The sequence below is a fragment of the Ferruginibacter sp. genome (genome assembly GCF_031391665.1).
Lineage (GTDB): Bacteria > Bacteroidota > Bacteroidia > Chitinophagales > Chitinophagaceae > Ferruginibacter.
Genome location: NZ_JANMUN010000036.1, coordinates 1 through 5880, shown reverse-complemented (window position 1 = coordinate 5880; position 5880 = coordinate 1). Strand labels below are relative to the sequence as shown.

Here is a 5880-nt window from a genome sequence, read left to right as displayed (position 1 = left end):
CCCAAAGAACAACTTTGGGAAAACCACCACAGGGAAGAGTATTTTTATAGTGTTTATAAATACGAGCCAGGCAAAGCAGTAAACTGGAACGAGCCATTACCTGTAACCAAAACAAGATTATGTTATCCGTTCATTATCGACCGGTCCGGGGTACTCTGGTCTGGCTCGGTTGGATATGGACTTCGGAAATACAATTCAGCAGGCAACAGGTTCAAAACATGGGTTCCCATTCCCGGCAACAGTGTAAAGTGGATCATTCCTGCAAAAGCAGATGATATTTTTTTAGCGGATTTTGCTTATGGGTGGAGCAGGTTAATCAATGGCTCGATAAGCAAAAATGCATTCGGCAGTATTCCCGGTCTAACCCAGGTAGATAATTTCATCATATCCAAATCGGGTGATTACTGGTTAAAGAGCGATCACAAAGGGTATTTTAAATACAATCCTGCTTCCGGCAAACTGATATTATATCCGCAGATAAACGATGATAAAAGTTTTGGTGCAAAACAACCCATGCTTGAAGACAGTAAAGGCAATATATGGCTTGCGGGCCTTGGAGGTAAATTCACCCGTATCCATACTGTTACAGGCAGTATAGACAGTTTTACCATTAATAATATGGCTGCAAAACCCATACCGCCCAGATCTATCTGTACTGCATTATATCAAGATAAACAGGGAGTATGCTGGATTGGCACTCCCGAAGGTTTTGTAAAAGTTATTTTTGGTAACAGCCAAAAATCATCACCACAAATAAAATGGTTTTACAATAACAGCAGCAACCGAAATTCGCTCAATTACAATCACGTGTCCTGCTTTTTAGATGATCCGTTTGCACCTGCTAAATATTTATGGATAGCAACAAAAGGTGGCGGGCTAAACAGGTTGGATAAAATCACAGGCGATTTTTTTCATCTTACCACAAAAGATGGTTTACCTGATGATGTAGTATATGGCATATTGCCCGATGATGCCGGCAACATTTGGGGCAGCACCAACAAGGGTATTTTTTGTCTCATTACAATAAAAGATAACAGCAGTAACAAATGGGTGTTCCACAATTTTACCAAAGCAAATGGTTTACAGGATGATGAATTTAACACCGGATCGTATGCTAAATTACCCAATGGTCATCTTGCCTTTGGCGGGGTAAACGGAGTAAATATTTTTGATCCCAAAGAAATACTGGTGCCGGGTTTTATGCCCAATGTATTTATCACCGATATCCTAATCAATAACCAATCCATTACACCAGGCGATAAAACAGCAGTGCTGAAAAATACTATTGAGCAATCAAAAGAAATTACGCTTACTCACCTGCAGGATATTCTTACGCTTGAATTTTCTTCGCTTGATCTTACTGCATCTGTGCAAAATAAATACCGTTATCAATTAGTAGGCGTAGATAAAGATTGGGTAGAAAGTGGCACCCGCCGTACTGCCACTTATTTGCACTTGCCATCGGGTAAATATATTTTTAAAGTGCAGGGCAGCAACAGCCAGGGTATATGGAGCGATAAAATTGCTGAATTGCAAATTACTGTGTTGCCGCCCTGGTGGCGCAGTTGGTGGGCTTATTGTATTTATATATCGCTGTTAGCTTTGGCCATAAGGGCTTATTTTAAATTTACCGTAAACAGGGCCAAATTAAAATCGCAATTAAATTTCGAACAGCGGGAAGCTAAAAGGGTAAAAGAACTGGATACGGTAAAAACACAGCTCTACACTAATATCACCCACGAATTTCGTACCCCGCTAACTGTTATACTGGGTATGGCGCAGCAGGTTAAAAGCAATCCATCTGTGCATTTGCAAAATGGTGTAGATATGATTATTCGCAACGGGCAAAGTTTATTAAACCTGGTAAATGAAATGCTGGACCTTTCCAAACTGGAAACGGGTAAGATGCAGTTGCAGTTGGTAAATGGTGATGTAATTAATTTTCTCCGGTATGTTGTAGAATCTTTTCATTCGCTTGCCGAAAGCCAGAAAAAACAATTGCATTTTTTAGCTGAAATGGATGCTTTGCACATGGCATACGATCCCGAAAAAATAAGACAGATCGTTGCCAACTTATTATCTAACGCATTAAAATTTACACCTGAAAAAGGGAATATCTACATCCGTGTTAGTGAAAATATTATACAGCAAGATATCAATTCAGCAGTTCTGATTATTAAAGTAAAAGATACCGGCATCGGCATTCCGGAAAGTCAGCTGCTGCATATCTTCGACAGGTTTTATCAATTAGATAACAGCCATACAAGAAAAACCGAAGGTACCGGTATTGGCCTGGCACTTACAAAAGAACTGGTAAAATTAATGGAAGGAGAAATAACGGTTAAGAGCCCGCCAACGGGTGCTAATAAGGGAAGTGAATTTACCGTGGCACTGCCATTGAAAAAATTGCCTGCAACGGAAGATGCAATCGTTCATCCCGATTTAAAAGATGCTTATCCGCAAAGGATAATTACAGATACAACAAACACCATAGCGTTTGCTGATGAAAATGAAAGCAAACAAAAACCATTAATATTACTGGTGGAAGATAATGCTGACGTTGTGGCCTACACGGCATCCTGCCTGCCCGATTACCGCCTGGCTGTAGGTAAAGATGGAAGAGAAGGTTTTGAAATAGCGTCAGAAATAATTCCTGATTTAATTATTACCGATGTGATGATGCCCTTTGTAGATGGTTTTGAATTATGCCGTCAGTTGCGACATGATGAACACACCAGCCATATCCCCATTATTATGCTTACAGCAAAGGCGGATATAGAAAGTAAAATGGAAGGATTGCAACAGGGTGCCGATGTGTATTTGCAAAAACCTTTTAACCGGGAAGAATTATTAATTCGCATAAAAAAATTACTGGAGCTGCGAAAAAATTTGCAACAATATTATCTTAAAAAAGCAGGGTTAAACAATTATCCATCACCACCAGAAATAAATGCGGAAGAAATAATTACAGAAAATAAAATTGAAGACATCTTTGTAAAAAAAGTACGGGAAGCAGTAGAACAACATTTAAAAGATACCAACTTTACCGTAGAGCAATTGTGCAAACTGGTTTTTATGAGCCACTCTCAACTGCATCGTAAATTAGATGCGCTAACAGGCTGTTCGCCTAATAAATTTATCCGTATCATCCGTTTAAACAAAGCAAAAGAACTGTTGAAGCATCCTGCTAACAGTATTGCATTTATAGCATTAGACTGCGGCTACAGCGACCCTGGTTATTTTGCACGAGTATTTAAACAGGAGTGTGGTGTAACGCCGCAGGAGTGGCGGGTGAAAAATTGAAAGTGTATTTTACTCACTACCGCTTTTCTCTCCAACAAACCAATGTTCTTTATTTTTAAACAGCACATTAAAAGTAGTAAGCGACCCATAACATCTTGTAATGTATTGCTGAATATTTACTTTTTCTTCGTCGCTTAATTTTTTATTGCTGTTAATGTTTTGTTCCAGCACACGTAAGCGGTCCCGTAACATTACAATTTTATGAAAAAAATCTTCTATCGGAATTTCTTTTGGCTTCAAAGTTTTATCTGCAGTTTGCAACAGCATGGTGCCACCCAGCCATTTATCTCCCAGAGGTACAACTTCATTTACATCGCTCCATTGCCGTAAAATTTTTAATAAAGATTTTTCTACTGCTGAAATGGTTTCCACTTCTACAGTTACATTTTCTGCAATAATTTCTTCCAGCTTGTCATCAGTTTTATCAATTTCTTTTATACCATGATGAATAAAAGAAATTAAATAAGTGGCGTAGCGTACACCAACTATTACGCCTGGCCCAAATTGGGTTCCCTGCGGGCACTTTTTCCAGCTTTTAGGAAAAGGTTGGGTGTGGGGAGGTAGGAAAGGGATATATTAATATCTGATTTTCCAATAGTTATCGCATTGGTTATCAACTCCACTATATTACGCTTTTCCTCAAAAGGCATACCTGCCCAATTGTTATATAAATCTTTCGCCTCTCCTAACACCGTTTCGGAAGAAAGGTATTCAATTTTTAGAAAATCCACCTCTGCCTCTAATTCTGGTAATTGTTCATCTAATTGCTTTACCTGAACTTCTAGGGGCTTAAGTAGGGGGGCTAATGTCTCACTATTAAGCTCTCCCTTAAGACGTAGCTCAACCAATTCTTTAATTTGCTTTCTCTTTTTGTCAATATCAGATTGGGTGGAAATAAGTAATTGTTGTTTTTCCTGTAATCTAGAATCGGATTGGTTCATGTAGTCAGCGACATCAGTTTCTGTTAATAAAAATGCTTTTAGTTGTTCATGATATATTTGATCTACATCGGCAACTTCAATTTTGGTATTGCATATTTTACAACGATAGTGAGGGGATTTATCTTTATGATAGACATACATTTTTTTGCTGCAATTACAGGTAACATATCCAGATAGAAGATGAATACCTCTTGGGCCAGGCTTTTTTGTTTTTGCTAATTGCTCGTTTATTATTGCATTACATTGATCCCATAATTCTTCTGTTACAATTGCAGGGCATGAAGTATATACCCATTCACTTTCGGGTTTTATACCACGGCCACCTTTGCCTGTTGTGTGATTTGCTTTGCGTATTCCTTTTGCAGTTGTGTCTTGTAATAATCGGGTAACCGTCGAGTGTCCAAATTTTGCTCCTGTTCTTGTTCTGTATCCCAAATCATTTAACTCCCTGGCAGTCGCTTTCTTTCTTTTTGTTTTAAGAAATATTTCATACTTAAGTTTTCTTACAGCAGCTTCCTTTTCATCAATTACAAATTCCTTATTGATCCATCTGTACCCAAGAGAAGTTTGAGCAGATAGTGGTTTACCAAGTTTAGCCCTGATAGGAACTGATGCAGCGACCCTATCAGCAATTTCCTCTCTTTCCCAGGTAGCCATAGCCGCAATCATGGTATAAAACAATCTGCCTGCAGGTGTGCTGGTATCAATACTTTCAGCAAGAGAAATCAGGTCGCAGTTATGTTCTTTGAATATTTCTGCAAAGTCAAGCAGTTCTTTAGTATTTCTGGCAAGACGTGCAAGTTTTGAAAATATTAACCCACTGATTTTTCCAGCTTTCACGTCTTTCAGCATTCGTTTTGTTTCTGGTTGCTCCATTACAGATTTTCCGCTGATAGCCTCAAGTCGATAAACTTCAATAACATCCCAACCCTTTGCTTCTGCGTATAGCCGTGCCCTTTTTTCATGATGTTCTGGAGATTCTCCTTTAACCTGCATTTCAGTTGAAACCCGTATCCAAATACCGATATTTTTATTAGTTTCCATTATTAATGGCTTTGTATAAAGTTACAAAAAATGCTAAATAAATTAGTGAATTTTGAAAAATAAATTTTCATTAGGAATTCATATAATTATGTTCCTTTTTTACCATTTTAAAATGTAGCTCTGTAATATAAATTCCTGAAAAATATTCTTGTTGAAACCTGTAATCAACTTAATAATATACTTAAAAAGTTTCAATTAGATTTTTCTTTAAGCTGAGAGGGTGAGATTTTTAATACTGATTTAGATTTAATCTGTATAATTATAAAGCTTATTATCAAGTTGAAATATTTAAATGATAAGATAAATCCACCTTATAGTTTTAACTATTGAAAAGTTAGCTTTGTAATAATATTCTTGTTGCAGTTATAATTTTACTAATCCATTTTTCACAGCATACATTGCTAAGCTTACTCGACTTCTAACGTTAAATTTACCGCAAAGGGATTCTCTATATCCCTCAATAGTTTTAGGGAGACGCCTGGCTCGATCAGGGGCAGCCCGGTGGTTCCCCGGCGCCCCCGGCCCCGCGGGCCGTGCCCGCCGGACCCGGCCGCCGCATCCTCGTCGTGGATCCCGACGGCGGCAGCCGCGA

General features: G+C 38.4%; 3 protein-coding genes. 1 reads left to right on the top strand and 2 read right to left on the bottom strand.

What is annotated here, in order from left to right; genetic code table 11:
• Positions 1-3303: hybrid sensor histidine kinase/response regulator transcription factor (locus ACY651_RS03295; protein ID WP_462249686.1), on the top strand; the 3303-nt coding region annotated here is incomplete at its 5' end.
• 9 nt (positions 3304-3312) lie between these two features.
• Here the strand turns inward: ACY651_RS03295 and ACY651_RS03290 are convergent.
• A complete protein-coding gene (locus tag ACY651_RS03290) occupies positions 3313-3675 on the bottom strand; it encodes a hypothetical protein (protein ID WP_462249684.1) in 363 nt (120 codons plus the stop codon).
• Between the two features lie 116 nt (positions 3676-3791).
• Complete coding sequence (locus ACY651_RS03285; protein ID WP_462249682.1) at positions 3792-5288, bottom strand: recombinase family protein; 1497 nt, start codon at positions 5286-5288, stop codon at positions 3792-3794.
• Positions 5289-5880: the final 592 nt, after the last annotated feature.

Coding starts and splice junctions, on each gene's coding strand:
- ACY651_RS03285 (WP_462249682.1), bottom strand. CDS start 5,288: ATGGAAACTAATAAAAATATCGGTATTTGGATACGGGTTTCAACTGAA.